Consider the following 26185-nt stretch of genomic DNA (forward strand, 5'->3'; position numbering starts at 1 on the left):
GATGCCGTCCCCGGATCGCCGGGTCGACACCGCGATCGCCGAAGGGGGCTCGAGTGGGCAAGCTGACCTACGATTCCACCCTCACCGTCGACTTCGACGACCGGGTGCTCGCCCACCTCCAGCTCGTGATCGGCGCGAAACTGCGGCGCGGTGAGTCGTTCTTCTTCCTCTGGAAGGACGACCCGCAGATCGGCGACGGACGCAGCAGCCTGTGGATGCATCCCGCGATCCCGCTCTACTTCAAGTTCGTGGGCAGCAGACCTCCCTCCATCAACCCCGAGTGGGTCAACGCGCTGATGCTGACCGCGAACAGCGCGCAGGGCATGCGGATCGTGCCGGAGCCGCCTCCCGCTCAGCCGGGAGTCGAGGCTCCGCAGTGAGACACGACCGCCGGTGAAGCGCATCGACATCATCTACGACGGCGAGCAGTACAGCGTCGGTCAGAGGGACCTCGACGAGGTCAAGGGCGTCATCGAACGCGCACTCGCAGGTGGGGGCCCGACCTGGCTCCGGGTCAATCGCGGGGAAGGTCGACCCCAGCCGGCTGAGCTGCTGATCATGCCGGGAGTACCGCTCGTTCTCATCCCGCTCGACCCCGACGAGTAGCCCGCGACGTCCCGTGCGGCCGACGCGTCATCGCCGGTCAGATGTAATCCATGCACGGCTCCGATGACGCGGCATCGTCCAGCATCGGAGACGCGGCCAGCGTATCCGCGCCGGGTGCCCGCAGCCCCGCCCTGCGGCTCAGATCAGCGACGAGGTCAGCATCCTCGGGTTCGGGCCAGCTGTTCTCGACCGGAAGAGAGAGGATCTGACTCGCGGGCCCGATGAGGAATTGAGCGTCCGCCCGAGCGCCGGACTCGGTGACCACCGGGATCGTGACGAGGTCGGAGCCACCGCATACCGCGAGCGCCTGCGCGTAGGAGAGAAGGGCGGAGGCGGTGGTGTCCGCAGTGAGCACGGAACCATCTGCATAGTGGATTCGTCTCACGGGGCGGAGCCTTTCGGAAGTGATGGCATCGACGATCCTCGCCGGATGTTCGTTCTGCGCCGAGCAGGAGCGCTGTTCGGACGAGACGCGAGGCGTCTAGTCGAGAGTCGAGTCGAGGCACCGGGTGCGTACCGCACGCAGCGCCGTCTCGAAGTCGCGGAACACCGCCCACCCGCGCCCGCCGACGAGCCAGGTGATGCGGAACGCTCCGCGTCGACGCTCGATGAACGCGAGCACGCGCATCGCGTCCTCCTCATCCAATCGCTCATCGCAGATGCGCCACGAGTGCTCATTCACGGCGGTCACTTCCAGCGGCGAGAGAGATGGGGAGGCGGGCCATACAGCGGTCATGATGCAAGGAGAGCACCGCCTCAGCGCGGGAGATAGGGGTTGACGAACGACCTCGAATGGTGAACAGGGGCGAGAACATACCGCTCCGCCCTCGGGTCGCTCATCGATGCCTCTACCAGGACTCGGATGTGGACGCCGTAAACTCGGGCGATGCGCAACGGCACACCGTCCCGCCCGGCTAGGTTCACCCGCACTCGCGCTCGCAGTTCCACGATGTTCGGCGCAGCTCGGGTCGTCAGGAAAACTCAGGCGTGAGCGGCGGATTCGTGATCTCCCGCGAGATCGACGCGATCCCCGACGACGTGTTCCGCGCCTGGACGGAGGCGGACCGCCTGCACTGGTTCTTCAACCCCGCGACCCCGATCGGCGAAACCGTCTCGGTCGATCGGCGAGAGGGCGGGGCGTGGCGGCAGTTCATGCTCACACCCGACCGCAGCTACATCACGGGCGGCATCTACCGCGAGCTCCGCCGCCCGAACCGCATCGCATTCGTGTGGGGTGCGGTCGACGGCTGGCCCGAGATCCGCGAGGACGAACTCGACGAGGGGATCCTCGTCACCATCGACCTGGTCGGAACGGGGTCGGCGACCGAACTCACGTTCCGCCTCGAGCTGCCCGACGGTTCGCCCGTCGACGACGACGAGCTGGCCGCGATGCGCGAGGGCTGGTCCGAGACCATCGACCGCCTGGTCGCTGCCGCCGCTTGAGACCCCACCGAGGCTTCAGGCCCCACCGAGGCCTTCTGAGCCCGAGGCCGGACTACTCGGGGCGGTAGTCCGCGACGATGTGCGAATCGCGACCCTCGCGGTCGCGCTCGCGCTCCGCCGAGCTCTCGGTGTCGCTGTCGGCGAGGCCGTCGGAGTCTCCGTCGAGACCCGAAACGACTCCGTTGGTCTGGTCGAAGGGCTTGCCGATGAGGTCGTCGTTGTCGCTGGGAACCGCTTTGTCCGTCATGCCTCGACCCTATTCAGATCGGGGCGCCGCCACCATCGCCCACCAGGAGATTCCCGGTCGGACGGACTCGCCCGCAGAATGTCGGTGGAAAGAGAAAAGCAGACCGCGTGATGCGATCTGCTTTCCCGACGTGTCGACCGAGGCCGACTGTCTTCGTGTGTCCGAGGGGGGACTTGAACCCCCACGCCCTATACGGGCACTAGCACCTCAAGCTAGCGCGTCTGCCATTTCCGCCACCCGGACGAGTGGTGGGAGCGGTGCGTTTTACGGCCCGTTTCCCGACGAATGAGACTAGCACGAGGGAAGGGGTGTGTTCGTCACCGGGCTACGGTTGAGGGGTGAGCGATGCTGATCAGCTGAGCGAGACCGCCGCCGTTGCGCGTGATCTCATCCGGTTCCCGACCGTGAACTGGGGGGAGGGCCGTTCCGAGGGGGAGACGGAGGCTGCGGAGTACGTGGAGTCCTATCTCCGCGATCTGGGCCTGACGCCCCGGCTGTTCGAGTCGGAGCCGGGCCGCGTGTCGGTGGTGGCGCGGGTCGAGGGCCGGGAGCGGTCGCGGGGTGCACTCGTGCTGCACGGGCATCTCGACGTCGTTCCCGCCGAGCCCGCCGATTGGTCGGTGGACCCGTTCGGCGGGGTCGTCCGCGACGGCATGCTGTGGGGTCGCGGCGCCGTGGACATGAAGGACATGGACGCGATGATCCTCACGTCGGTGGCCGAGCTGCTGCGGGCGGGGGAGCGGCCCGCCCGCGACCTCGTCCTGGGTTTCTTCGCCGACGAGGAGGCCGGCGGCGTCCTGGGGTCGCACTGGTTGGTGACGCATCATCCCGAGCTCTTCGACGGCGCCACGGAGGCGATCAGCGAGGTCGGCGGGTACTCGGTGACGTTCGGTGGTCAGCGCTCCTACCTGCTGCAGACGGGCGAGAAGGCACTCGTCTGGGTGCGGCTCACGGCCCGAGGGCGCGCAGCCCACGGCTCCCGCCTGATCCGGGACAACGCCGTGACCCGACTGGCGGAGGCCGTCGTCGCGCTGGGGCGCATGGAATGGCCGATCCGCCTCACCGAGACGACGGAGGAGCTGCTCGCGCGTGTCGCGACGATCCTCGGCGCCGATCCGCAGCGCGTCTCCGCCGACGAGCTGATCCTCGCCACCGGCACGGCCGCGGGATTCCTCCAGGCGACACTGCGCACGACGACGAACCCGACAGTCCTCGCCGCGGGGTACAAGCACAACGTCATCCCGGCCTCGGCGAGCGCACTCGTCGACATCCGCTGCCTGCCGGGTGAGGAGCAGAAGACCTTGGACGAGGTGCGGGCGATCGTCGGCTCCGACATCGAGATCGAGGTGCTCCACACCGACGTCGGACTCGAGACGCCGTTCGCCGGCGAACTGGTCGATCGGATGGTCGGTCTGCTGCAGCGGCACGACCCGGGCACGAACGTGCTGCCCTACCTGATGTCGGGCGGGACGGATAATAAGGCGCTGTCAGAACTCGGAATCGTCGGCTACGGCTTCGCGCCGCTGCGCCTGCCCGACGATCTCGACTTCCCGGGGATGTTCCACGGGGTCGACGAGCGCGTCCCCCTCGATGCGCTCGATTTCGGCCAGCGGATCCTGACCGAGCTGTTGCGGGACTACTGAGTTTTTCTCGCGTCCGACACGCGCCCCCGCAGCCGGGGGCGGTTGGTCAGCAATCCGCCGCCGACGCGTTAGCGTGTCCCAGTGCAACAGGCGTCACCCAAAACGGGGTACAAATCCACTCAACTCCGTTCGGGGACCCCTGTTCCGGCCCGGGCGATCCTCGCTCCGATCATGCGCACCTGGGTGCGGTCGGTCTGGGGCCGGGTCGAGAACCTCCCTCGTCCGCTCGATGACCCGCGCGGTCACGCTCCCGGTCGGAACCCTCTTCGCATCCTCCTGATCGGCAACGGGGCCGCGGTCGGCTACGGACTCCGCTCGCACGAGCTCGCGCTGCCCGGGCAGCTCGCCCGCCACCTCGCGGAGCACATCGAGCGCGGGGTGGAGGTCCGATCGATCGCAGGCGGAGACTTCACCGTCGTCGACGCCGCCGCGATGCTCGACAGCCGGCCCGTCGAGTCGCTCGACGCCGTCGTGGTCACCTTCGGCTTCTACGAGGCCCTCACCCTCGTGCCGCCGAAGATCTGGACGCTGCGACTGCATGCTCTCGTCGCCCGCCTTCGGCGGGACCACCCGGAGCTCCCCATCCTCTTCGTCGGTCCGCACGACATCCGATCCGTTCCGATGTTCGACTCGGGATTCGGTGCGATCGCTCACCGGCACGCCGTCCACCTCGACCTGCTGGGCCGCGAGATGACCGAGTTCCACCCGGCGACGACGTGGGAGTCGATCTCGCCGCTCCGCGCGGAGGCGGGCGACCGGCACCGTTCTCCGTCGGATTACGCGCAGTGGGGCCGCGAGGTGGCGGCCCATCTCCGCGCCCTGCTCGACCGCTCCGCGCCGGGCTGGCGCAGCACTTCGCCCGCCCGCGAGCACCCCCTCCTGATCGCCGACGACGACGCACGCGCGGTCGCCGTCGCGAAGTTCCGGCGACTTACCTCGTCGCCATCGGCCGACCTCGAGCGCATCGTCGGGCTGGCGCAGAAGGTGTTCGGCACGACGGGGGCCGCGATCACTCTCATCGACGACGAGAAGCAGTGGATGCAGGCCGTCTCCGGCGTAACCGACACGCCCGACGGTGTGCCCCGCGAGGCCTCGATCTGCTTCCGCACGATCGACCAGGACGACGTCATGGTCGTGCCGGACTCAGCACTCGACCCCCGGTTCGCCACCGGCCGCGTCACCGAACTGATGCGCTTCTACGCCGGATTCCCGCTCGTCTCTCCCGACGGCCACCGGCTCGGAGCGCTCTGCGTCTTCGACTCCGAACCCCGCCCTGATCAGAGTATCGAGCCGTCGCTCCTGCGCGAGGTGGGGATGCTGGCGCAGCGCGCACTCTGGGATCTCGCCGCCGATGACGAACGCGGCAGAGGCGGCGTGCAGCGCTCGGACGTCGACGGTGATCCGCTGCCTCTCAGCTGACGGGCGGACCGCTGGGCGACCTCGTCGCGGCGGGGCGCTCGGTTAGTCTGAGCGGCGGGGACGTCGGTCTCCGCCAGACGTCGATACGGGAGACCATGCAGATCCTCGAAGCGCTTTTCCTGGGCCTGATCCAGGGCCTCACCGAGTTCCTCCCGATCTCCTCGAGCGCCCACCTCCGCATCGTGGGGGAGTTCCTCCCGAGCGGTGCGGACCCGGGCGCGGCGTTCACCGCGATCACGCAGCTGGGCACCGAGACGGCCGTGCTGGTGTACTTCTGGCGAGACATCGTCCGGATCGTCTCGCGCTGGTGGTCGGCGCTGTTCGCCCTCAAGGACGCGTCCGGCGCGGTGCGCGTGCCGCGCAGCGACCCTGACGCCCGCATGGGCTGGCTCATCATCGTCGGGTCGGTCCCCATCGTGGTGCTCGGGCTGCTGTTCCAGGACGAGATCGAGACGACGTTCCGGTCGCTGTGGATCGTGGCCGCGACGCTCATCGGCTTCGGCATCCTGCTCGGGATCGCCGACCTCGTGGGCCGCAAGACCAAGGAGCTCGACGACCTGTCGATCGGCAACGGCATCGTCTACGGATTCGCCCAGGCGCTCGCACTGATCCCCGGCGTCTCTCGATCCGGCGGCACCATCACCGCAGGCCGCTTCCTCGGCTATTCGCGCGCCGCTGCCGCCCGCTACTCGTTCCTGCTCGCGATCCCCGCCGTGTTCGGCAGCGGCCTGTACCAGCTCTACAAGGCGGTCAGCGAACCGTGCACGCAGGCCGTCGCCGATGCGACAGGCGGCGCATGCACCCCGTCGGCATTCGGTCCGCTCGAGACGGCGCTCGCGACGATCGTCGCGTTCGGGGTCGGACTCGTCGTCATCGCGTTCTTCCTCCGCTACATCTCCCGGCACTCGTTCCTGCCCTTCGTGATCTACCGCATCCTGCTCGGCGTGCTCCTGATCGGGCTGCTGGCGTCCGGCGCCATCGCCGCCTGAGGCTGCTCCGCACGCCGCATCGGACCCGCGAGGTCCGTCGCGGTGGGAACATTGGTCCGTGACGAATCTCGAGCGCGACCCCGCACTGGTCGCCACCGACGCCGCCACCGAGAGACCGGTCGGCGGGGCGGAGGTCGGCGGGGCCCCATCGACTCCGCGCGGTGCGATCGAGGTGCTGTCCCCGCGCGAGGTGCCGCTCGGCGGTCCCCGCGCGATGACCGTCCGCCGCACCCTGCCGCAGCGACGGCGATCGCTCATCGGGGCGTGGTGCTTCGTCGACCACTACGGTCCCGACGACGTGAGCACCTCGGGAGGGATGCACGTCCCCGGCCATCCGCACACAGGTCTGCAAACCGTGACGTGGCTGTTCGAAGGCGAGATCGAACACCGCGACACCCTGGGCACGCTGCTGACGATCCGGCCCGGCGAAGTCAACCTGATGACCTCGGGAGAGGGCATCGCGCACTCCGAGTACTCGACGCCGACGACGACCCGCGTTCACGGTGCCCAGCTGTGGATCGCGCTGCCGGAGCCGCGCCGTCAGGGCTCCCGCGCGTTCGAGCACTTCGCGCCCGAACCCTTCGCCGTCGACGACGCCGTGGTGAAGGTCTTCCTCGGCCGGCTGGCCGGTGCCTCATCGCCCGTGCGCACCTGGACGCGAGTCGTCGGCGCCGAGATCCGGCTCCCGGCCCACGGGCGGGTCGCACTCGACGTCGATCCGGCCTTCGAGCACGGCGTGCTCGTCGACACCGGCACCATCACCCTCGAAGGAGAGCCGGGCGACGGCTCCGAGCTGCTCTTCTCCGCCGTCGGCGCGTCGAGACTCACCCTGGTCGCCGGCGCCGACGGGGCCCGAGTCCTCCTGATCGGCGGCGAACCCCTCGGCGAGAGCATCGTCATGTGGTGGAACTTCATCGCGCGCGATCACGACGAGATCGTCGCGCAACGGACCGCCTGGCAGGATCGCGTCTCGGCTCTTCGCGATGGCGGAACCCCCGGCGACGCGGAGCGCTTCGGCGAGTTCCCCGATGCCTGGAACGATGTGCTCCCCGCACCCGAGCTGCCCAACGTGCGACTCAGCCCGCGGCGTTGATCCCGCCCCCAGATCCGATTCACTCCCGATCCAAGGAGACAGCAATGAGCGACGAGAGCATCACCGTCCGTTTCGACGGCGACAACAACCGCTTCCTCGCCGAGGTCGACGGCACGCAGGCGGGAGTCTGCAAGTACCTCGACGAGGGCGACGTCTGGGTCATCACCCACACCGTCGTCGACGAGGCGTTCGAGGGTCGCGGAATCGGGAGCCTGCTCGCCCGCGCCGCCCTCGACGGAGCCCGCGAGCAGGGCAAGAAGGTCGTCCCGCAGTGCCCGTTCGTCGCCGCCTACGTGGGCAAGCACGACGACTGGAACGACATCCTCGTCCCCGCCGCCTGATCCCCGAGCGAGGCCGGGAAGGCTCAGGCGGTCAGAGAGGATTCTCTCGACCGTCGGCGAAGCCGTCCCGGCCATCGCCGCGCTTGCGGAGGTACTGCTCGAACTCCTGGGCGATCGCCTCGCCGCTCGCCTCGGGCGAGTCGACCGTGTCGCGAGCCTGCTCGAGCTGCTCGATGTAGGCCGCCATGTCCTCGTCATCACCGGCGAGGGCATCGATGCCCGACTCCCACGCCGCCGCCTCGTCTTCGAGGTCGCCGCGCGGGACCGGGACGCCGATGATCTCCTCGAGCTTCTCGATGAGGGCCAGCGTCGCCTTGGGCGACGGGGCGTTGTGAACGTAATGGGGCACGGACGCCCAGATCGAGACCGTCGGGATTCCGACGACATCGGCGACGTCGGCGAGCACCGACAGGATCCCGACGGGCCCCTCGTAGGCGCTGCGCTCCATGCCGAACTCGAGTCGCACCTCGGCGCTCTCGCTCGAGGAGAACACGGAAATCGGCCGGGTGTGCGGCACGTCGGCGAGCATGGCGCCCAGCACGACGATGCCCGTGATGTCGTGCACCAGTGCCTGGTCGAGGATCTCCGCCGCGAAGCTCTTCCAGCCGCGCGAAGGCTCGCTGCCGACCAGCACGAAGATGTTGTCGACGAGGCTGAGGCTCGTCTCGTCGTCATCCGAGTCGCCGTCGTCCTGCTGATCCACAGACAGCGGCGTCTCGGGCTCGATCGAGCGGGGGAGCACCGCACCCGAGGTCGGGGGACCGAATACGGTCGCCGACGGCCAGCGGAGGCGACGCTTGCCCTCGTCGTCGACATAGATGACGGGGCGCGTGAACTGGTAGTCGAAGTACTGCTCGGGGTCTGCCTCGTGCAGTGCGACCAGGCCGAGCGCATCGCGCAGCATGGTGACCGCGCCCGACGCGGCCTCGCCTGCGTCGTTCCAGCCCTCGAAGGCCACGACGAGGATGCGTCCGTCGCCGAAGCGTCGCTTCTGCTCCACGTGCCCACCCTCTCCCGCCCGCGAGCGGACGTCATACAAGGATAGGTCTTCGCCAGCCCTCTAAACTTGACGCCCGTGACCTCCGACCTTCCTTCCGCCGTGCTCTGGGACATGGACGGCACGCTGGTCGACAGCGAACCGTACTGGTTCGAGGCTCAGTCCGAGCTCATCGAGTCGTTCGGAGGCAGCTGGACCGACGAGGAGGCCCTCGAGCTGGTCGGCGCCGGCCTGTGGGTCACCGCCGACACGATGCAGAGGAAGGGCATCCCCTGGGATGCCGACCGCATCGTCGACCACCTGACCGACGAGGTCATGGTCCGCATCCGCCGTCAGGTGCCCTGGCGTCCCGGTGCGCGCGAGCTGCTCGCGTCCGCCCGTGCCGCGGGGGTCCCGTGCGCGATGGTGACCATGTCGATCAGGCGGATGGCCGAGCTCGTCGCCGAGAGCCTGTCCGTCGAACTCGCCGATGACGACCTCTTCGTGACCCTGGTGACGGGCGACGAGGTGACCGAACCGAAGCCCCACCCCGAGGCGTACCTGCTCGCGGCGGAGCTGCTCGAGGTCGATCCGTCGCGGTGCGTCGCGATCGAGGATTCGCCGACCGGGGCAGCCGCCGCGGTTGCCGCAGGAGCTGCGACGATCGGGGTTCCCCACATCGTCCCCATCACGGGGTCGGCTCGGCTGACCGTATGGCCGACTCTCGAGGGGCGCACGGTGACCGACCTCGCAGACGTCCTCGCCGGGCACAGCAGCCGGGTCGGCGACGAGGAGCGCTCCGCATGACAGACATCCACCCCACCGCCGCCGCGAGCCTCACCCCGGGCACCTCGGCGCCCACGTTCTCGGGACCGTTCCGCGAGGGCGACCGGGTCCAGCTGACAGGTCCCAAGGGCCGCCTCAACACGATCATCCTCGGCGCGGGCAAGCAGTTCCACAGCCACAGGGGCACCCTGGACCACGACTCGCTCATCGGCCTGCCCGACGGCTCGGTCGTCGAGAACTCGGCCGGCGTCCGCTACCTCGCTCTCCGCCCCCTTCTCAGCGACTTCGTGATGTCGATGCCGCGCGGGGCCGCGATCGTCTACCCCAAGGACGCGGCGCAGATCGTCGCCCGTGCCGATGTGTTCCCCGGGGCGACCGTCGTCGAGGCCGGCGTGGGCAGCGGGGCGCTCAGCCTCTGGCTCCTCCGCGCGATCGGTCCGGCCGGAACCCTCATCTCGTTCGAGCGCCGTGAGGAGTTCGCCGAGGTCGCCCGCGGCAACGTGATCGGCTTCTCCGGCGAGGACCCCGAGAACTGGAGCATCGTCCTCGGCGACCTCGTCGAGCAGCTGCCCGGAGCGGCGAAGGACGGGACCGTCGACCGCGTGGTGCTCGACATGCTCGCCCCGTGGGAGTGCATCGACGTCGTCGCGGACGCCCTGACGCCCGGCGGCGTCGTGCTCTGCTACGTCGCGACCGTCACCCAGCTCTCCCGCGTCGCCGAGGCGATCCGGGACACCGGCCTCTTCACCGACCCCGAGTCGAACGAGACCCTGGTCAGGGGCTGGCACGTCGAGGGCCTCGCCGTCCGGCCCGACCATCGCATGGTCGCCCATACCGGCTTCCTCATCACCGCTCGTCGGCTCGCTCCCGGCGCGGTGCTCCCGAAGCCCGTTCGACGCAGCTCGAAGACAGAGTACGGCGACGAGGATGTCGAACTCTGGACTCCCGGCGCGGTCGGGGAGCGGACCGTGAGCGACAAGAGCCTGCGCCGCCGCGTACGCGAGGCCAAGGCCGGAGCCGCCGCCTCGATCGCCCGCGAGGGCAGGGACGACCCGGACGCGCGGGTCGAGGGGGACGACTCGGTGGCCGACGGCGCGCAGGTAGACTGATCGCCGGTCGCGACGGTGGCCGACTTCCAGTCAGAACGGCATCTCTCCCGATGAACAGACGTCTCGTGCGCCAGATCACCGCACTCGCCACTGCCGGCACGCTCACGCTCACGCTCGCCGCCTGCTCGACCGGTGACCCGCAGGCCTGCACAACCGGGCCCGACGGTGCCGCCGCCGACACGATCACCGCGACGGGCGACTTCGGCTCGGCCCCTCAGATCGACTTTCCGACGCCACTGAACTCCAACGGCGTCCAGACGCACACCCTCGTCGAGGGTGACGGCCCCACCGCCCAGGACGGGCAGTACATCACCGTCGACATCACGCTCCTCAAGGGCTCCGACGGCTCCGTCCTCCAGCAGACCTCCTACGACCCCACCAGCCCGACGTCCTTCCTGTTCAGCGGCCTCGCGATCCCCGCTCTCAAGACCGGCCTCGAGTGCCAGCCGACCGGCTCCCGCGTCGCAGTGACGATGCCTGTCGGCGATGCCTTCCCCGACGGAGCGCCCCAGGGCCTGACCGACGACGATACCCTCGTCGCGGTCGTCGACCTGGTCTCGAGCGTCACCGCCCGCGCCCACGGCACCGTCCTTCCCGCCGTGTCCGGCGTCCCCTCGGTCGTCCGGGCTCCCGATGGCCGTCCCGGGATCACGCTGACCGGCGGTGAAGCGCCCGACGAGCTGAAGGTCGCGACCCTCATCGACGGCGATGGAGACGAGACCGTCGCCGAGGGCGACAGCGTGCTCGTCCAGTACACGGGCGTCCTCTGGGACGGCGGAACGGTCTTCGACTCGTCCTGGGAGAACGGCGCCCCCGTCACCCTGGCGGCCGACGAGGATTCCGTGATCCCGGGCTTCGCCAAGGCGATCATCGGCAAGAAGGTCGGGTCCCAGGTCGTCGCGGTGCTCCCGCCCGACGAGGGCTACGGTGACACGGAGCAGGGGACGATCCCCGCGGGTTCGACCCTCGTCTTCGTGATCGACATCCTCGCAATCGGCTAGGTCGATCGCGGTGGCAGAAGCGGTTCCCGCCGAGGAGCGGCTCTTCAGCCTCGTGCTCGCACTCGTCGCCACGGAGCACGGCCTGACCAAGGCCGACATCCTCTCCAGCGTCCAGGGCTACCGCCAGCGCTATCAGCCCGGCGGCGACAACGCGACGCTCGAGCGGCAATTCGAGCGCGATAAGGACGACATCCGCGACCTCGGCGTGCCCCTCGAGACACTCGAGTCGCCGCTCGAGGTCGGCAACAACCACCTGCTCCGGTACCGGATCCCCAAGGGCGCCTACGACCTGCCGGGGGAAGTGGTGTTCACCGCGGAGGAGACCACCCTGTTGAACCTCGCGGCCGAGGTGTGGCGCGAGGGCTCCCTGTCGAGCGAATCCCGGCGCGCGCTGCTCAAGCTGCGCTCGCTCGGGGTCGACGTCGACGACACCACGATCGGCTACGCCCCTCGGGTGCGCGTGCGCGAACCGGCATTCGACGCCCTCGCCGAGGCGATCTCCCGCCACCTCGTCGTCCGGTTCGACTACGTCAAACCCGGCGAGACGGCGGCTGTGACCCGATCGGTCGAGCCGTGGGCCCTGGTGAAACACGAGGGCCGCTGGCATCTGTCGGCGTTCGACCTCGACCGGGGCGCGAAGCGCACCTTCCTACTCAGCCGCATCGTCGGAACGGTGACGAAGACCCGCACGACCTTCACCCCTCCCGATGGCGACCCCGCCGAGGAGGCGCTCGCCGACCTGCAGCGCGTCTTCGACTCCGGGCAGGTGATCGTCGACGTCGTCCCGGGCTCCGATGCCGAGCTGCGGCTCGAGGGACGGGACCGGAGAACCGGCATCGAGGCCGGCGAGGGCGGACGTCGCCGACTGGTCATCGGGTGCTCCGACCCCGCCCTCCTCGCCGATGAACTGGCCTCCTACGGTCCCGAGGCGAAGGTCGTCTCGCCCGAATCGGTGCGCGCCGGTGTGATCGAGCGACTCCGACGGGTCGCGAGATCGCACGTTCCCGTGGGGGAGGCCCGCTGATGGCGAACCCCATGCAGGCGCAGGACAAGCTGACGTTCCTGCTCTCCCTCGTGCCCTACCTGATCGAGCACGACGGCGTCGATGTCCCCGAAGCCGCGGCGCACTTCGGCGTCAGCGACGACGAGATGCGGGCGGCGGTCCGCCTGATCGCCGTGTCCGGCATCCCCGGTGACAGCTCGGCGTACCAGCCCGACGACCTGTTCGACATCAACTGGGACGCCTTCGAGGAGGACGACCGGATCGAGCTGACCCACGCCGTCGCGATCGACGACTCGCCCCGCTTCTCGGCGAGGGAGGCCGCCGCGCTGCTCGCCGGCCTGCAGTACCTGTCGGCGCTGCCCGAGAACCTCGACCGCGCGACGATCGCATCGCTGTCGCGCAAACTCGCATCCGGCGCGTCGGCCGCCCCCAGCCCGGTCGCCGTCGCTGCCGGCGCTGCCGCCTCGCTCGTGGCTCCGTTGCGCGCCGCTCTGATCGCGGGTGTCCGGATCGAATTCGACTACCGCACGGCTCGCGGAGACAGCGAACGCCGCATCGTCGACCCTCTGCGCATCGACTCCGAGGATCAGAACTGGTACCTGAGGGCCTGGGATCACGGACGAGAAGCCGTTCGCACCTTCCGGCTCGACCGGATGAGCTCTCTCACGACGACCGATCAGCCCATCAGCAGGACGGGACGCGACGTCGCCCTGCCCGACTCGCTGTTCGAGACCTCTCCCGACGACCTGACGGTGCGGATCGAGGTGAGCGACAGCGCGCTGCCCCTGCTCGGCGACTTCCTCCCGGACGGCACCCGCACCTCGAAGGGCAGCATCCGCGGACTCACCGACGCGACAGTCCGCGTCGGGCACTATCACGGGCTCAAGCGGCTGGTCGCGAGTCTCCCGGGTCTCGTCACGGTGCTCGGTCCCGCGGACGCCCGCGCGACCGTCGCCGACTGGGCGCGCGAGGGGCTCAGCCAGTACGACGACTGAGGCGGCCGGCGCCCCGTCCTAGACTGGTGCACATGCCGTGGTGGTCGTGGGTCGTGATCTGGGGGATCCTCGTGCTCGCCCTCCTCGCCGTGCTCGCCGCCAGTGGGTGGATGCTGTTCCGCAAGGCGATGACCGCCGCCGAGGCCCTCGGACAGCTCGTCGACCAGGCCGACCGGCTCGACGTCGCCCGCTCCGAACTCGACCCCGAGCACTTCGTCCCCGCCGCGATCCGCCCGCACAGCGAGGTGTCCGCCGAGTACGAGGTCATCGCCGAGGCGCGTACCGCTCGTCGTCAGGCTCGCCACGAGAAACGACTCGCTCGGGGACGCGAGCTCGTCTCGCCCGAGGCGACCGCAGCGGCCGCGCGCGGCACGCTCTGATCGGGTCCCGACCCGCTTCCCGCACTCACGGCTTACCCTCTGCGGCGCACGGTACACTCGGCTTTCCGCGATAACCATACGAAGGGTCGCCCCCGATGCTCGGAAACCTGACCGGTTGGCATTTCCTGATCGTCCTGCTCGTCATCCTGCTCATCTTCGGAGCGACGAAGCTCCCCGCGCTGGCCAAGGGCGTCGGACAGTCGATGAAGATCCTCAAGAACGAGATCAAGAGCGACGATCCGCCCGCAGCGAAGAGCGAGGCTGCTGAGCAGCCCGTGTACACGCAGGATCCGCCCGCCAGCACCGTGCGTTCGGCCGCCGAGCCGGACTACAAGTCCGAGAAGTAGGCACTTTGGCGCGCCAAGGGCGCGGCACGAACCGCGAGCGCACGATGACGCTCGGGGGTCACCTGGTCGAGCTGCGCAAACGACTCTTCATCGCGGGGATCGCACTGCTGCTCGGCACCATCGTCGGCTTCGTGATCTCCGAGTACATCTGGGACGCCCTCCGATCACCGGTGCTGGTCATCGCGAAGCAGCACAACGCGAGCATCAACTACACCAACATCTCCGAGGCGTTCGATCTCCGTCTGCAGATCGCGTTCTACGCGGGTCTGCTGCTGTCCGCTCCCGTCTGGCTGTACCAGATCTGGGCATTCATCGTCCCCGGTCTGACCAAGCGCGAGAGGGCATACAGCTTCGGCTTCTTCTTCGCCGCGGTTCCGCTGTTCTTCGGCGGCTGCTACGCCGGATGGCTGGTGTGGCCGCACATCGTCGAGCTGATGGCCAGCTTCGTCCCGAGCGAGGACTCCAGCTTCTACAGCGCCCGCTACTACTTCGACTTCGTCCTCAAGCTGATCCTCGTCGTCGGGGTCGGATTCGTGCTGCCCGTCTTCGTGGTGCTGCTCAATTTCGTCGGTGTCATCTCCGCGCGCAGCATCATCCGGGCCTGGAGATGGGCGATCATCGCCATCACCGTCTTCACGGCGCTGGCAACCCCCGCCGCCGACGTGTTCTCGATGTTCCTGCTCGCGATCCCGATGGTGGTGCTCTACTTCGCCTCCTGGTTCGTCGCCTGGATCCACGACCGCCAGGTGGCGCGCAAGCAGGACGTGCTGTCCGCTGAGCTCGCCGTATGACCGCGGAGCTCAGCGCTGCCGAGCGGTATGCCGCCTCGAAGCAGCGGTCCGCCTCGCCCCAGCTCGAGGCCTTCCGGTCGCACCAGTCGTTCGACCTCGACCCTTTCCAGATCGCCGGCTGCGCGTCGATCGAGAAGGGGCGCAGCGTGCTCGTCGCCGCTCCCACCGGGGCCGGCAAGACGCTCGTCGCCGAGTTCGCCGCGTTCCTCGCGATGAAGGACCCCCGGGCGAAGCTCTTCTACACCGCGCCGATGAAGGCGCTGTCGAACCAGAAGTTCAACGAGCTCGTCGCCGAGTACGGGCCCGAGAGCGTCGGGCTGCTCACGGGCGACACCAACATCAACGCGACCGCCCGCCTCGTCGTCATGACGACCGAGGTGCTGCGCAACATGCTCTACGCCGACTCCGACCTGCTCACCGACCTCGCCTTCGTGGTGATGGACGAGGTGCACTACCTGGCCGACCGGTTCCGCGGTGCGGTCTGGGAGGAGGTCATCATCCACCTTCCGCAGTCCGTGCGACTCGTGTCCCTCTCGGCTACGGTCTCGAACGCGGAGGAGTTCGGCGACTGGCTGCAGGCGGTGCGCGGCGACACCGATGTCATCGTCTCGGAGGAGCGCCCCGTGCCGCTCGATCAGCATGTGCTCGTTCGCGGCAAGATGGTCGACCTCTTCGACACCTCGTCGGCCGTCGACACGGCGAGCGACGGCCGGGCGGCCACGCACCGGGTCAACCCCGAACTCGTCCAGCTCACCCGTTACGGCTACCGTGCTCCGTCGGGTCGCGGCGGGCACGGCGCGGGGCGTCGACAGTACGGCGGGCCGCGGGAGAGCGGCGGCGGCCGGATGGATCGCTCCGAGATCATCCGACTGCTCGACGAGCGCACCCTCCTCCCCGCGATCTTCTTCATCTTCAGCCGGGTCGGCTGCGACTCGGCCGTCCAGCAGGTCATGCGCTCCGGGGTGCGGCTGACCGACACCGCTGAGCGGGCCGAGATCCGCGCCATCGTCGAGGAGCGCTGCGCACCCCTGCAGGGCGAGGACCTCGCCGTCCTCGGCTACTGGGAGTGGATGGAGGGCCTCATGAACGGGGTCGCCGCTCACCATGCCGGCCTCCTTCCCGCCTTCAAAGAGGTCGTCGAGGAGCTCTTCCAGCGCAAGCTGGTCAAGGTGGTCTTCGCGACCGAGACCCTCGCCCTCGGTATCAACATGCCCGCGCGCACCGTCGTGCTCGAGAAGCTCGAGAAGTTCAACGGCGAGGCCCGCGTTCCGATCACACCGGGGGAGTACACCCAGCTGACCGGACGCGCCGGGCGCCGCGGCATCGACGTCGAGGGCCACGCGCTCATCCAATGGGTCGACGGGCTCGACCCGCAGGCCGTCGCATCGCTCGCCTCCCGCCGCAGCTACCCGCTGAACTCGAGCTTCCGCCCCACCTACAACATGGCGGTCAACCTGATCGAGCAGTTCGGCCGGTCCCGCACACGCGAGATCCTCGAGTCGAGCTTCGCCCAGTTCCAAGCCGACCGCGCGGTCGTCGACCTGGCCCGCAAGGTGCGCCAGCAGGAGGAGTCCCTCAAGGGCTACGAGAAGGCCATGAAGGACGACTCGGGCCGCAGCGGCGACTTCACCGAATACGCGTTGATCCGGCGCGAGATCAGCGACCTCGAGAAGCGCAACTCGCAGAACAACGACCGCGGGCGCGCGCAGCGGGAGAAGGACCAGCGTCAGCTCGCCGGACTCCGCCAGCGGATGCGCTCCCACCCCGCTCACTCGTCCCCGCGGCGCGAAGAGCTCTCCCGCTGGGCGGAGCGCTGGTGGCGGCTGAAGCGGCAGAACGACGACGCCCGCCGGCAGATCGAGGCCCGCACGGGGGCTGTCGCGAAGATCTTCGACCGGGTGACCGAGGTGCTCCTGGCCGAGGGCTATCTCAAGCAGGGCGAGGACGACCTCGTGCTCACGGGCAACGGCGTGATGCTGAAGCGCATCTACGGCGAACGCGATCTGCTCGTCGCAGAGTCGCTGCGTCGGAGCGTCTGGTCCGAGCTCGACCCGGCCGGGTTCGCCGCCCTCGCGACCACGCTCGTCTTCGAGCCGCGGCGCGAGGAGCAGACCGGCGAGCGGTACCTGCCCCGTGGGGCGTTCCCCGTCGCCCTCGAGCGCATCCAGGAGATCTGGTCGAGGCTCGACGATGTGGAACGCGATCACCGTCTTCCCGGCTCCAACCCTCCGTCGACCGGGCTCGCGACGGCGATGCACCGGTGGGCGCGCGGCGGACGCCTCGACCAGGTGCTGCGCGATGCGGATCTGCAGGCGGGCGACTTCGTGCGCTGGGCGAAGCAGACCATCGACCTCCTCGACCAGATCTCGGTCGTCGCCGACGGCAAGCAGGCTCGCACCGCCCGGCAGGCTATCGACGCGGTACGGCGCGGCATCGTCGCGTACAGCAGTGTCGGCTGACCGGCGCCGGCCCCTCCTTCCACTCTGGGCGGCGCTGCTCGTTGCGCTGTCCGCGGGGTGGATCACGGACCTCGCCTTCCCCGACACGGGTGTGTGGCCGCTCGCCTTCGTCGGCGCCGGTCTGGTCCTCATCGCTCTCCAGGGTCGGCGTCCGCGTTCCTCGCTCCTCGTGGGCTTCGTCTTCGGGATGTCGTTCTACCTGATCCACATCCAGTGGGCCACCCTGTTCCTCGGTGTCGTCCCCTGGCTGGCCCTGTCGACGCTCGAGTCGCTCTTCGTGGCGGTGGGCATGCTCCTGATCACCCTCGCCTACGCCTGGGTGCCGCGGGTCTGGCCGACGCGGGCCGGACGCGTCGGACTTCTTCCCGTCGTGATAGCCGGTCTATGGACCGCACGCGAGGGCATCAGCGCGGTCTGGCCGTACGGCGGCTTCTCGTGGGGGCGCCTCGCCATGAGCGAGTCCGAGGGTCCGCTGCGCGATCTCTTCCCCTGGCTCGGCATGGCCGGGGTCAGCTTCGTGATGGTCTGGCTCACCGCCCTGACCGTCGCCGTCGCAGGGGAGTGGTGGCGCGGCCGCGCGAAGCGACGGATCCTTCCCGCCACGCTGCCTGCCGGTCTGCTCGCGCTCGGGATCGCGGTATCCGCACTCATCGCCGTCCCCGGCTGGCAGACCTCGGAGGCCGGCACCATGTCCGTCGCCGCCGTGCAGGGCAACACGCCGTCGGGCTACTTCGACCAGCGTGACTACCAGGGGCAGATCCTCGACGGTCACATCGCGGCGACGTTGCCGGCCCTCGACGACGACCTCGACGTCATCGTCTGGCCGGAGGGTGCTGCGGACCTCGACCCGCTGGAGTCGACCGCGGCTGCTGAGGCCATCGATCTCGTCGCCCAGGCCGCCGATGTCCCCGTCGTTCTCGGCACGATCACCGAACGCGGAGACGACAGCTACAACTCGTCGCTGCTGTGGCAGCCAGGGGTCGGCGTGACCGACCTGTACGACAAGCGTCATCCTGTGCCGTTCGGCGAGTACGTGCCCGACCGGGAGTTCTGGGAACCGTTCGCGCCCGACCTGATCGGCCTCATCGGACGCGAGTACACCCCGGGTACGACCGACCCGGTCTTCGACATCGACGGGGTCCTGGCCGGCGTCAACATCTGCTTCGACATCGTCGACGACGCGCTGATGCGCGAGACGGCGATCGACGGCGCAGAGATCATCTTCGCCCAGACCAACAACGCCGATTTCGGCCGCACCGACGAGAGCGTCCAGCAGCTCGCCATCGCCCGCATCCGGGCGCTCGAGCTCGGTCGGTCGGTCGTCAACATCTCGACCGTCGGATCGAGCGCGGTCATCGCGCCCGACGGCAGCGCTCTCGACTCGATCCCCGTCTACACGACAGGGCTGATGCGCGACGACGTCCCGCTGCGCGAGGGGCTCACGCCCGCCGCCGTCGCCGGGGGACAGGTGGAACAGCTGGCCGGCGGATTCGGTCTTCTCGTTCTGCTCATCGCGGGAGTGCTGCGCCCTCGGCGCCCGAGCATCAAGCGCCGCTGACCGGGAACGCAGGACCCCGAAGCTTCGCACCGCGTGCCACCGACCTCGGGACAAGCAATAGGCCCTAGGAACAAGAAAGAGGGCCGCCGGGGGGAATCGGCGGCCCTCTTCAGGGGAAGTCAGCCCGAGGGATTCGGGCGGCGTCAATTACGACGCGATGGTCTGCTTCTTTCCGCGACGTTCGCGGAGGTAGGTCAGTCGCTCCTCGAGAAGCTCTTCGAGCTCGGCACGGGTGCGACGTTCCAGGAGCATGTCCCAGTGGGTGCGGGGAGCCTTGGTCTCCACCTGCTCCTGCACGACGGGGGAGCCGTCGGCCTCGAGCAGGACGCCGTCCTTGCCCGACTTGGGAGATGTCCAGTTCTCCGGGACTTCGGCGTCTTCCGAGAACGTGACCTCGAAGGTCGATCCGTCATCCGCACGGTAACGTGCGACGATGCGCGGGGAGAAGACGACGCCCTCTTCGCTCTGCAGACTCTGACTGCCGAGACGCATTCCACGCAAACTGCGATCCGCCATTGTGTGACTCCTCTCGCTGGGTTGCCTCCCAATGATGAACCCACGAACGGGGGACATCATTCCCGAGCGCTCTTTTCCCAGAACCTTCTCAGTGACTTAGCGAGCGCGGCGCCCCAGCACTGGGGCGGTCAGGCACCTCGGGACCGCAGCAGCGTTACGAGCAGGTCGCATCGGTCGGTGACGATGCCGTCCACGCCGACCTCGAGCAGCTTCGCCATGGTCGGGGTGTCGTTGATCGTCCAGATGTGCACCTCGACCTGCGCCGCATGGAACGCCGACACCATGGGTGCCGTAGTCGTGGCGATCCCCAGCACTTTCATGGGGATCTGAACCGCGTCGACACGTCGGAGAAGGGTGCGGAGCAGTCCGGTCCACCGGACCCTGGCCAGCAGCACCGCGATGGCGATCGTCGGCGCGGAGGCCGACGTCGCGACCCCGGGAAGAGAGCGCAGGGCGGCGAGGCGACGCCGGGTGCTGAACGAGGTCACCAGCACCCGGTCCTGCGCACCGGCGTTCCGGATGTCGTCCGCCGCGGGCAGGGCCGCGCTTCGCGATTTGATGTCGATGTTGAAGAGGGCAGACGGAAAGGTCTGCAGAGCTTCGGATAGGGTACAGATCTCGAGCCGGTCACCCGCCGCCGCACGCAGCTCCGCCAGCGTCGAACGTGCCGCGATCGCCGATGCGGAATCGCCGCCGATGACCCGTCCGAGGTCGGGATCGTGCAGAACGATCACCTTGCCGTCCCGGGTGGCGTGCACATCCGTCTCGATGTGGGTCGCGCCGGCCGCGAGTGCATCGAGGAACGCGTCGAGAGTGTTCTCGGGGGACCGCAGCGCGAGCCCTCGATGCGCGATGACGCGAGGTCGCGACGGGGCGAACCAGCGTTTCGCGCCGGCCCGCGTCGTCACGACCCGACGGGAGGCTGTGCCTCGTCCGATGCCTGGAGCGCCCCTGCTCGCGCCTCGTCCGCGGCTGCCCGCGCTGCGGCCGCGGAGGCGGCGGCCTTCTGCCGTGCCTCCTCGGCCTTGACCTTGTCGACGGGAGCCGAGTCGGCGACACTGCCGCCGAACGCGTTGCCGATGCCCTTGAGCGCCTCGGTGAGCTCGCTCGGCACGATCCAGAGCTTGCTCGCCTGACCTTCCGCGATCTTGGGCAGCATCTGCAGGTACTGGTAGGCCAGCAGCTTGCTGTCGGGGTCACCGAGGTGGATCGCATTGAACACCGTGGTGATGGCCTCGGCCTCACCCGACGCACGGAGCACCTGCGCCTTCGAGTCGCCTTCGGCCCGCAGGATCTCGGCCTGCCGTCGCCCCTCCGCCTCGAGGATCTCGGACTGCTTCGTTCCCTCGGCGGTGAGGATGACGGCTCGGCGGTCGCGCTCCGCGCGCATCTGCTTCTCCATCGAGTCCTGGATCGAGGCGGGCGGATCGATGGCCTTGAGCTCGACCCGGGAGACGCGGAGTCCCCACTTGCCCGTCGCTTCGTCGAGGACGATGCGGAGCTGACCGTTGATGTTGTCGCGGCTGGTGAGCGCCTCTTCGAGGTTCAGCCCGCCGACCACGTTGCGGAGGGTGGTGGTCGTGAGCTGCTCGACGGCGCCGAGATAGTTCGCGATCTCATAGGTCGCCGCACGCGCGTCGGTGACCTGGAAGAAGACGACCGTGTCGATCGAGACGACGAGGTTGTCCTCGGTGATCACGGGCTGGGGCGGGAAGGAGACCACCTGCTCGCGCATGTCGACGAGGGGGCGCACCCGGTCGATGAAGGGCACCAGGATGTTCAGGCCCGGGGCGAGGGTTTTGTGGTACTTGCCGAGTCTTTCGACGACGCCGGCCGACGCCTGCGGGATGATCCGGATCGATCGGATGAGCACGACGATCGCGAAGATCACGACCACCACGATCAGTGCGATCACGAACAGCTGTCCGATGAACGCGACGGGTTCGATCATGATTCTGCCCTTCCTTCTGTGGGTGTCTGAGCTTCGAGCGGCGGCGCCGGCACGGATGTCGGGTACACGTAGGCCGTTGCGCCCTCGATGCGCTCCACCGCGACGGTCGAGCCGACCGCGAGTGGACCGACCGCGGCCCGACCGAGGCCCGCGGTCCAGGTCTCGCCGTTGGCGAGCCGCACCTGCCCTCCCGTCTCGCCGACGGCGAGGACCACTCGGCCGCTCATGTCCTTGAGGGCGTCGAGGTTGCTCGGTGTCGGATCTGCGCCGCGATGCATGACCCGGAGCAGCAGGGGCCGGATGGTGAGGAGCAGCAGTACCGAGAGAGCAGCGGCGACGATGATCTGCAACCACCAGGGACCGCCGAGGAGGTTGGTGGCGAGACCCCCGAGACTGCCGGCAGCGATCATGAGGAAGGTGAACTCGAGGGTCAGAAGCTCGATGATGACGCAGACGAGGATCACGAGCAGCCAAGCGATCCATACGAACTGAGTGAGATCGGGCATCATCGTCGCCTCTCTTCCGAGTCTCCAAGCTACCAGTGCGACATCGGGGCCGACTGGGTGCCTGATCCCGCTCGTCCTCCTTCCGTCGGATCGGAGTCGCGAACACCGCGTTGCTAGAGTCGGGTTCCGTGGAACTCTCTCCCTCGAATCCGCTCGAAGCAGGTCAGCTCACGGGTCTTCGCGCCCTCGTCACGGGTTCGTCCCGCGGGATCGGCGCCGATACGGCGCGGTACCTCGCAGAGGCCGGCGCCAGCGTGGTCATCAACTTCCGGAACAAGGAGAAGCGGGCGCTGCAGCTCGTCGAGAAGATCGAGGCTGCCGGCGGCACGGCGATCGCGATCGGCGCGGACCTGACAGATCCCGACTCGGTCTCGGCGATGTTCGATGAGATCGACGCGCAGTGGGGCGGTCTCGACATCCTCGTGCTGAACGCATCGGGCGGCATGGAGTCCGGAATGGACCCCGACTACGCGACCAAGCTCAACCGCGACGCCCAGGTGAACGTGCTCGAGACGGCTCTGCCGCTTCTCGGCGACGACGGCCGAGTCGTGTTCGTGACGAGCCATCAGGCGCACTTCATCAACGAGGCGCCGACAATGCCCGAGTACGAGCCCGTGGCGCGTTCCAAGCGCGCCGGCGAGGACGCTCTCCGTGAGCGCATCCCGGCGCTGAAGGAGCGCGGTATCGACTTCGTCGTCGTATCGGGCGACATGATCGAGGGCACCGTCACCGCGACGCTCCTCGAACGGGCGCGTCCCGGTGCGATCGGCGAGCGCAAGGAGGCGGCCGGTCGTCTCTACAACGTGTCGGAGTTCGCCGCGGAAGTGGCGCTCGCCGCTGTCGAGCCGATCCCATCCGAGAACACGCGCTTCGTCGGCGACGTGTCGAGCTTCACCTCATGAGCCGATGACGGAGTCGTTCCGGGCGACCTCGCGGGTTCTGCTCTTCGACGAGAGCGACCGGGTGCTGCTGTTCCTCCAGTACGGCAAGTCGCACGATGTGCCGCCGAGGTGGATCACCCCGGGCGGGGGAGTGGATCCCGGGGAGGACCACGACGACGCCGCCATCCGGGAACTCGTCGAGGAGACCGGACTCCGCGTCCCGCGCGTGCCGAACCCGTTCCATAGTCACGACTTCGAGGCCGATCAGAGGTGGCACGAGTACCTCACGGGCCACTCCGAGTGGTACGCGCTTCGGGTCGCGCGCTTCGAGCCGGTCGCGGACGGGTGGACGGACGAGGAGAAGGTCGACATCGTCCGGCACCACTGGTGGGACATCGACGAGCTCGCCACGACCGACGACATCGTCGAACCCGAGAACCTCGTCGCCCTCATCCGACAGGGCCGCACGACTCTCTAGCCCACCCGCCCGCCGAAGCGCCCGGCCGACCGATCAGCCGTCGAGTGCCGCCCGGTAGTGCTCGACCACCTCGCCGAGGAACCTCTCGATGACGGCGGCGTCCTCCGCGGGGAGGTCGGCGATCGCCTGGGCGACCCCTCCCACCAGCGGCAGCAGTTCCTGCGCTGCCAGGCGAACCGAGTCCTCGCGAGGAACGACCACGATCTTCCGTCGATCCTCGGGATGCGGCTGACGCGAGACGTGACCGACGGCCTCGAGTCGGTCGACCACCATGGTGGCTGCCGCGGTCGAGATCCGGAGCCGGGAGGACAGCTCGCTGGGGCTCAGCGGGCCCGATTCCATCAGGTGCTGCATCGCGACGAGGTCCGTGTGGTTGACGGCGAGAGTCCTGCCGAGCCGACGTTCGAAGTCGGCGGAGAGCTTCACGATCTCGCGCAGTTCACGCGAGATGCTGCTGCCTTCGGGGAAGTCGGCGAAGGCGGGACGCCGCGACGCCTGGGGCGTGCTGTCCGGATTGCGCGCTTCGGCCATGGGGTCCATACTAAACGGACTATCGCTAAGTTGCTTAGCGATATGACCGCCATCGATTGAAGAGGAACCTCGTGCGTCGCTTCACCTCCATCGTCACAGGCCGACGCAGCGCCTGGTTCACGCTCGTCGGATCTCTCCTCGTCATCGGCGCACTCTTCGCCGCCCTCCCCAAGGAGGCCTCCAGCGACGCTCCCGCGGCGGGGCTGCCGTCGAGCAGCCAGGCCGCCCAGGTCGATGCGCTCCTCGAGAAGTTCCCGTCGGCGGATCAGACCGCGGCGATCCTCGTCTGGAGCCGGGGCGGAGAGCAACTGAACGAGGCCGATCGATCCGCGATCACCGAACGCGCTGCCGCGCTCGCCGAGGATTCGACGACCCCGCAGGCGGTCCAGCCCCAGTTCAGCGAGGACGGCGAGGCCGCACTCGTGGCCGTCCCGCTCGACGCGGCGACCATCGACGACGACCTCCAGGGCGCAGCCGACGAGCTCAGAAGCGTCGCCTCCGAGGGCCTGCCGGACGGGCTCGCGGCTCAGCTCACCGGTCCGGTCGGCTTCCAGGCCGACGTGTCGGGCGCCTTCGCGGGCGCCGACCTGCGCCTCCTGCTGGTGACCGTGGCCGTCGTCGCCCTGCTCCTGATCGTGACCTACCGCAGTCCGGTTCTGTGGATCGTGCCGCTGCTCGTCGTCGGCGCCGCTGACGGCCTGTCCCGCTTCGTGGTCACCGCCCTCGCCGATGCCTTCGACATCCCCGTCGACGCCTCCATATCGGGCATCCTCTCGGTCCTCGTCTTCGGGGCGGGCACCAACTACGCGCTCCTCCTGGTCGCCCGCTACAGGGAGGAGCTCCATCACCGGCAGGACCGCAACGAGTCGATGCGGATCGCGGTGACGAGCGCGGGACCGGCCATCCTCGCCAGCGGAGGCACCGTCACGCTGAGCCTCCTCACCCTCCTGCTCGGGGAACTGGCCGGCAACCGCGCGCTCGGATTCGCGTGCGCGATCGGCGTCGTCATCGCCATGGCCTTCGCGCTGATCGTCCTCCCCGCCGCCCTGGTGGTCTGCGGTCGAGGGCTGTTCTGGCCATTCGTGCCCCGCCCGGGCACCGCCGCGAAGCGCCGAGGATTCTGGCGCGGACTGGGAGAGCGGGTGGCCCGTCGTCCGGTCGTCGTCGTCACGTCGGCCACCGCGGCCATCGCGATCCTCTGCCTCGGCCTCGGCGGCTACGCGGTCGGCCTCTCGCAGACCGATCAGCTTCTCGGGGACCCCGAGTCCGTCGCAGCTCAGAACGTGATCGACCGATCGTTCTCGGCGGGACTCAGCGGCACGACGGTCGTCCTCGCTCCCGACTCGGCCGCCGACGAGGCCGTGAGCATCGCCGAAAGCACGGACGGGGTCGCCTCGGCGCGAGCCGGTGAATCCGCCGACGGTCTGACGCGCGTGGACCTGACCCTCGACGCCGAGCCCGAGAGCGACGCCGCCTTCGCCACGATCGACAGGCTCCGGACGGCCTACGCCGACGCCGCAGGAAGCACAGCCGAGACCCTCGTCGGGGGAGTGGACGCCACCCAGCTCGACTTCAACCGCGCGGCGACGCGTGATCTCGGGCTCATCGCCCCGATCATCCTGGGGATCGTCTTCCTGGTGCTCGGTCTGCTGCTGCGATCCCTGGTGGCACCCGTGCTGCTCGTGGCCAGCGTGCTCGCCACCTTCTTCGCGAGCCTCGGCGCGTCGATCTGGATCTTCCAGGGACTTCTGGGATTCCCCGCTCTCGACACGAACGTGACGCTCTACGCGTTCCTCTTCCTCGTCGCCCTGGGGGTCGACTACAACATCTTCCTGACCACGCGCGCGCGGGAGGAACGGGCAGGACACGGCACCCGGGAGGGGATGATCCGCGCGCTCGCCTCGACGGGCGCGGTCATCACGAGTGCCGGGGTCCTGCTGGCGGCCGTGTTCGCGGTGCTCGGGGTGCTTCCCGTCGTGGCCCTCACCCAGGTCGGCATCATCGTGTGCATCGGCGTGCTTCTCGACACGCTCGTCGTGCGCACCCTGGTGGTGCCCGCTCTCGTCTTCCTCGTCGGCGACCGCTTCTGGTGGCCGTCGCGAGCGGGCCGCGCCACATCCTGAGTCGAGCGTCCTC

General features: G+C 68.9%; 30 protein-coding genes and 1 tRNA gene. 21 read left to right on the forward strand and 10 right to left on the reverse strand.

Features of this window, described 5'->3' with window-relative positions; all coding sequences use genetic code 11:
- Positions 1–53: 53 nt before the first annotated feature.
- Both DDQ50_RS12935 and DDQ50_RS12940 read left to right on the forward strand, forming a co-directional pair.
- On the forward strand, positions 54–380 hold the full coding sequence (locus tag DDQ50_RS12935; protein ID WP_116757109.1) for a DUF7882 family protein: 327 nt from the start codon (positions 54–56) through the stop codon (positions 378–380).
- A gap of 13 nt (positions 381–393) precedes the next feature.
- Positions 394–606 carry a hypothetical protein gene (locus tag DDQ50_RS12940; protein WP_116757110.1) on the forward strand — a complete coding sequence of 71 codons (213 nt, stop codon included), beginning with the start codon at positions 394–396 and terminating at the stop codon, positions 604–606.
- Between the two features lie 37 nt (positions 607–643).
- Here the strand turns inward: DDQ50_RS12940 and DDQ50_RS12945 are convergent, their stop codons facing one another.
- On the reverse strand, positions 644–991 hold the full coding sequence (locus DDQ50_RS12945) for a hypothetical protein (protein ID WP_133245970.1): 348 nt from the start codon (positions 989–991) through the stop codon (positions 644–646).
- Positions 992–1087: 96 nt separating this feature from the next.
- Complete coding sequence (locus DDQ50_RS12950; protein ID WP_133245971.1) at positions 1088–1342, reverse strand: hypothetical protein; 255 nt, start codon at positions 1340–1342, stop codon at positions 1088–1090.
- A 251-nt stretch (positions 1343–1593) separates the two neighbouring features.
- Here DDQ50_RS12950 and DDQ50_RS12955 point away from each other — a divergent pair, with 251 nt between their 5' ends.
- Positions 1594–2049 carry an SRPBCC family protein gene (locus DDQ50_RS12955; RefSeq protein ID WP_116757113.1) on the forward strand — a complete coding sequence of 152 codons (456 nt, stop codon included), beginning with the start codon at positions 1594–1596 and terminating at the stop codon, positions 2047–2049.
- A gap of 52 nt (positions 2050–2101) precedes the next feature.
- Here the strand turns inward: DDQ50_RS12955 and DDQ50_RS12960 are convergent, their stop codons facing one another.
- Both DDQ50_RS12960 and DDQ50_RS12965 read right to left on the reverse strand, forming a co-directional pair.
- A complete protein-coding gene (locus DDQ50_RS12960; RefSeq protein ID WP_116757114.1) occupies positions 2102–2296 on the reverse strand; it encodes a hypothetical protein in 195 nt (64 codons plus the stop codon).
- A gap of 158 nt (positions 2297–2454) precedes the next feature.
- Positions 2455–2539 (reverse strand) — tRNA-Leu (locus DDQ50_RS12965).
- 95 nt (positions 2540–2634) lie between these two features.
- Here DDQ50_RS12965 and DDQ50_RS12970 point away from each other — a divergent pair.
- From DDQ50_RS12970 to DDQ50_RS12990, 5 genes are all read left to right on the forward strand, one after another.
- The gene (locus DDQ50_RS12970) at positions 2635–3939 is read left to right on the forward strand and encodes a M20/M25/M40 family metallo-hydrolase (RefSeq protein ID WP_116757115.1); all 1305 of its coding nucleotides are present in this window, start codon (positions 2635–2637) and stop codon (positions 3937–3939) included.
- Positions 3940–4110: 171 nt separating this feature from the next.
- Complete coding sequence (locus tag DDQ50_RS12975; protein WP_116757116.1) at positions 4111–5358, forward strand: GAF domain-containing protein; 1248 nt, start codon at positions 4111–4113, stop codon at positions 5356–5358.
- Between the two features lie 95 nt (positions 5359–5453).
- Positions 5454–6347: an undecaprenyl-diphosphate phosphatase gene (locus tag DDQ50_RS12980; RefSeq protein ID WP_116757117.1), complete on the forward strand. Its 894-nt coding sequence runs from the start codon at positions 5454–5456 to the stop codon at positions 6345–6347.
- 58 nt (positions 6348–6405) lie between these two features.
- On the forward strand, positions 6406–7440 hold the full coding sequence (locus tag DDQ50_RS12985) for a pirin family protein (RefSeq protein WP_116757118.1): 1035 nt from the start codon (positions 6406–6408) through the stop codon (positions 7438–7440).
- Between the two features lie 44 nt (positions 7441–7484).
- A complete protein-coding gene (locus DDQ50_RS12990) occupies positions 7485–7781 on the forward strand; it encodes a GNAT family N-acetyltransferase (RefSeq protein WP_116757119.1) in 297 nt (98 codons plus the stop codon).
- A 31-nt stretch (positions 7782–7812) separates the two neighbouring features.
- On the opposite strand, the gene DDQ50_RS12995 is transcribed toward DDQ50_RS12990, so the two are convergent.
- The gene (locus DDQ50_RS12995; RefSeq protein WP_116757120.1) at positions 7813–8781 is read right to left on the reverse strand and encodes a PAC2 family protein; all 969 of its coding nucleotides are present in this window, start codon (positions 8779–8781) and stop codon (positions 7813–7815) included.
- A gap of 75 nt (positions 8782–8856) precedes the next feature.
- On the opposite strand from DDQ50_RS12995, the gene DDQ50_RS13000 reads away from it, so the two are divergent.
- The 10 genes from DDQ50_RS13000 (at position 8857) to lnt (ending at position 19186) form a co-directional block, all read left to right on the forward strand.
- Entirely contained in the window at positions 8857–9564 is a 708-nt protein-coding gene (locus DDQ50_RS13000; protein WP_116757121.1) for an HAD family hydrolase, read from the forward strand.
- Positions 9561–10652, forward strand: coding sequence for a tRNA (adenine-N1)-methyltransferase (locus tag DDQ50_RS13005; RefSeq protein WP_116757122.1), 1092 nt, complete (start codon positions 9561–9563; stop codon positions 10650–10652). The genes DDQ50_RS13000 and DDQ50_RS13005 overlap by 4 nt, the downstream gene beginning before the upstream one ends.
- Before the next feature lie 50 nt (positions 10653–10702).
- The gene (locus DDQ50_RS13010; RefSeq protein WP_133245972.1) at positions 10703–11653 is read left to right on the forward strand and encodes an FKBP-type peptidyl-prolyl cis-trans isomerase; all 951 of its coding nucleotides are present in this window, start codon (positions 10703–10705) and stop codon (positions 11651–11653) included.
- Between the two features lie 10 nt (positions 11654–11663).
- On the forward strand, positions 11664–12677 hold the full coding sequence (locus tag DDQ50_RS13015) for a helix-turn-helix transcriptional regulator (RefSeq protein ID WP_240614383.1): 1014 nt from the start codon (positions 11664–11666) through the stop codon (positions 12675–12677).
- Entirely contained in the window at positions 12677–13651 is a 975-nt protein-coding gene (locus tag DDQ50_RS13020) for a helix-turn-helix transcriptional regulator (protein WP_116757125.1), read from the forward strand. The genes DDQ50_RS13015 and DDQ50_RS13020 overlap by 1 nt, the downstream gene beginning before the upstream one ends.
- Before the next feature lie 32 nt (positions 13652–13683).
- On the forward strand, positions 13684–14031 hold the full coding sequence (locus tag DDQ50_RS17315; protein WP_165829818.1) for a hypothetical protein: 348 nt from the start codon (positions 13684–13686) through the stop codon (positions 14029–14031).
- Positions 14032–14126: 95 nt separating this feature from the next.
- On the forward strand, positions 14127–14378 hold the full coding sequence (tatA, locus tag DDQ50_RS13030; RefSeq protein WP_116757126.1) for a twin-arginine translocase TatA/TatE family subunit: 252 nt from the start codon (positions 14127–14129) through the stop codon (positions 14376–14378).
- 44 nt (positions 14379–14422) lie between these two features.
- Positions 14423–15169 carry a twin-arginine translocase subunit TatC gene (tatC, locus tag DDQ50_RS13035; RefSeq protein WP_116757127.1) on the forward strand — a complete coding sequence of 249 codons (747 nt, stop codon included), beginning with the start codon at positions 14423–14425 and terminating at the stop codon, positions 15167–15169.
- The gene (locus DDQ50_RS13040) at positions 15166–17628 is read left to right on the forward strand and encodes a DEAD/DEAH box helicase (protein ID WP_116757128.1); all 2463 of its coding nucleotides are present in this window, start codon (positions 15166–15168) and stop codon (positions 17626–17628) included. The genes tatC and DDQ50_RS13040 overlap by 4 nt, the downstream gene beginning before the upstream one ends.
- Complete coding sequence (lnt, locus tag DDQ50_RS13045) at positions 17618–19186, forward strand: apolipoprotein N-acyltransferase (protein WP_116757129.1); 1569 nt, start codon at positions 17618–17620, stop codon at positions 19184–19186. The genes DDQ50_RS13040 and lnt overlap by 11 nt, the downstream gene beginning before the upstream one ends.
- 147 nt (positions 19187–19333) lie before the next feature.
- Here lnt and DDQ50_RS13050 read toward each other — a convergent pair whose 3' ends face one another.
- The 4 genes from DDQ50_RS13050 to DDQ50_RS13065 form a co-directional block, all read right to left on the reverse strand.
- Positions 19334–19702, reverse strand: a complete 369-nt coding sequence (locus DDQ50_RS13050) for an RNA polymerase-binding protein RbpA (protein ID WP_116757130.1) — start codon at positions 19700–19702, stop codon at positions 19334–19336.
- 128 nt (positions 19703–19830) lie between these two features.
- Positions 19831–20610, reverse strand: coding sequence for a glycerophosphodiester phosphodiesterase family protein (locus tag DDQ50_RS13055; protein ID WP_116757131.1), 780 nt, complete (start codon positions 20608–20610; stop codon positions 19831–19833).
- Complete coding sequence (locus DDQ50_RS13060) at positions 20607–21653, reverse strand: SPFH domain-containing protein (protein ID WP_116757132.1); 1047 nt, start codon at positions 21651–21653, stop codon at positions 20607–20609. Before DDQ50_RS13060 ends, DDQ50_RS13055 begins: the two co-directional genes overlap by 4 nt.
- Entirely contained in the window at positions 21650–22159 is a 510-nt protein-coding gene (locus tag DDQ50_RS13065) for an NfeD family protein (RefSeq protein ID WP_240614385.1), read from the reverse strand. Before DDQ50_RS13065 ends, DDQ50_RS13060 begins: the two co-directional genes overlap by 4 nt.
- 128 nt (positions 22160–22287) lie before the next feature.
- Between DDQ50_RS13065 and DDQ50_RS13070 the strand changes: the two genes are divergently transcribed.
- On the forward strand, positions 22288–23061 hold the full coding sequence (locus tag DDQ50_RS13070; protein WP_116757134.1) for an SDR family oxidoreductase: 774 nt from the start codon (positions 22288–22290) through the stop codon (positions 23059–23061).
- 4 nt (positions 23062–23065) lie between these two features.
- Complete coding sequence (locus DDQ50_RS13075) at positions 23066–23518, forward strand: NUDIX hydrolase (RefSeq protein WP_116757135.1); 453 nt, start codon at positions 23066–23068, stop codon at positions 23516–23518.
- A 33-nt stretch (positions 23519–23551) separates the two neighbouring features.
- On the opposite strand, the gene DDQ50_RS13080 is transcribed toward DDQ50_RS13075, so the two are convergent.
- Entirely contained in the window at positions 23552–24049 is a 498-nt protein-coding gene (locus DDQ50_RS13080) for a MarR family winged helix-turn-helix transcriptional regulator (protein WP_240614386.1), read from the reverse strand.
- 71 nt (positions 24050–24120) lie between these two features.
- On the opposite strand from DDQ50_RS13080, the gene DDQ50_RS13085 reads away from it, so the two are divergent.
- Positions 24121–26172, forward strand: a complete 2052-nt coding sequence (locus DDQ50_RS13085; protein ID WP_116757136.1) for an MMPL family transporter — start codon at positions 24121–24123, stop codon at positions 26170–26172.
- Positions 26173–26185 lie beyond the last annotated feature (13 nt).

Source organism: Amnibacterium flavum (assembly GCF_003097495.1).
Lineage (GTDB): Bacteria > Actinomycetota > Actinomycetes > Actinomycetales > Microbacteriaceae > Naasia > Naasia flava.